Raw genomic sequence first — 1939 nt, 5'->3', positions numbered from 1 at the left:
CCGAACACCCAGGCGCCCTCGGCGCCCGCCGCGCAGACACCCGCCCCGGCGCAGCCCTCCGCCCAGGCCCCGGCGCCCGCACAGCCCTCCGCCCCGGCCCCGGCGGGGACACCCGCCCCGAAGGTCGAGGCCCAGGCCCCGGCCGCCCATGCCGAGCAGGCGAACGACGACTACGGCGTCGCCCTCGCCGCCTCCACCGTCGGTGTGCTGCTCGCCGCGATCATGGTCGGGACCGTCGCCCGCAAGCGCGGCGGCCAGCTGCGCGCCCGCCGCCCCCGGCACCGCATCGCCATGCCCAGCGCCCCGGCCGCCGCCTTCGAGGCCGAACTGAAGGCCCGCCAGGACGACGCCGGACTGCACCTGCTCGACCGCGCCCTGCGCAGCATGGCCCGCAACACCGTCCGCGGCGGCAAGCGGCTGCCCGCGATCGTCGCCGCCCGGATCACCCCCGGCCGCACGATCGAACTCCACCTCTCCGGTCCCGCCGCGCCCATCGCGCCGTTCCGCGCCGCCCACACGCCCGACATCTGGTGGTGCGCCGCCGACTCCGAGGGCCTGCTCTCGCCGGCCCAGGCCCGCAAGACCGCGGCCCCCTACCCGGCCCTGGTCACCCTGGGCTCGGCCGCGGACGGCTCGATCGTCCTCGCCGACCTGGAGACGGTCCGGCTGCTCCACCTCTCCGGGCACCAGGACGACGCCCGCGACGTCCTGCGCACCCTGGCCCTCGAACTCGCGCACAGCCCGCTCGCGGACCGGCTCCACCTGCACCTGGTGGACCTCGCCGAGGAGATGCCGATCAGCGGACCGGCCGCCGAGCGGATCCACCGCCACACCACCCTGGACGCCGCGCTCGCCGCCCTCGGCCCGCGCACCGCCAAGGCCCGGGCCACCCTGGTCTCGGCCGAGGCCGCCAGCCCCCGGGACGCCCGCAGCCGGGGCCTGGCCGACGAGTCCTGGGTCCCCGAGATCGTGCTCTGCGGCCACCAGCCCGGCGGCGGCATCCCGGCCGAACTCGGCCGACTGCTCGACGCCCGGCCCCGCACCTGCGTCGCCGTGGTCACCCGCGCCCCCGAGCGCGGCACCGGCCCGGTCGCCCGCTGGACCCTCCCGGCCACCGGCCAGGCCACCATTCCGGGCCTGCACCTCACCCTGGAGCTCCAGCGCCTGACCACCGGCCAGTACGAGCAGGTCACCGAGCTGCTCCGGGCCGCCGACGACAGCACCCAGCACCCCGCCCCCGCATGGACCCTGGACGGCGACGAGCTGGAGCCCGCCGACCTCCCGGCCGCCGTCCCGGTCCTCGCGGCCGTCGGCGCGGCGTCGGGCCCCGGCTCGGACGGCCCGGCGGGCGGCTTCTCGCTCGCCGCGCTGGACGCCGCCCTGGGCGACCCGGACTCCGGGGATGACGCGGACGACGAGGACACCGGCGGCGGCCGGTCCGCGGCCGGTCCTCGGCTGCTGGCGCGGGTGATCGGCACCGGGGCCAGCCCGTTCGCGGGCACCGACCCGGCGGCGCCGGTGCCGGGGTCCGTCGGACCGGCCGCGCTGCCGGCCCCGCGGCACCTCGTCAACGGGCTCGGCCGACAGGCCGGCGCCACCACCGGGCCGGTCCCGGTGGCACCGGCGGTCGCCGTGGTCCCGGCCGGACCGGCCGCCGCCTTCCCGGTCGCGCCGCCCGCCGGGCCGGAGACGGACGGCGGCGGATCCGACGGTCTTGAGGGTTCCGACGGTCTTGAGGGCTCCGACGGCCTCGGGGGCTCCGACGGCTACGAGAGCGACGAGACCACCCAGAACCTCGGACTGCCGACCGCTGTCGTGCCCGTCCAGCCGGTGGCGCCGGTGGCCCCGGTGGCCGCAGTGCCGCCGATGGGTCCGGTGGCTCCGGCGGCCCCGGTGCTCGCGGGCCCGTCCTCCGCGCCCGCCACCCCCGTGCCTGCCC

Annotated in this window: 1 pseudogene; it reads left to right on the top strand. The window is 79.2% G+C overall.

Annotated elements, in window-relative coordinates:
- Positions 1-1939 (top strand): annotated as a pseudogene (locus VR45_RS42305) (hypothetical protein); the annotation flags it as partial.

The sequence above is a fragment of the Streptomyces sp. NRRL S-495 genome, from assembly GCF_000966955.1.
Classification (GTDB): Bacteria; Actinomycetota; Actinomycetes; order Streptomycetales; family Streptomycetaceae; genus Kitasatospora; species Kitasatospora purpeofusca.
This window is presented reverse-complemented; position numbering and strand designations above follow the sequence as displayed.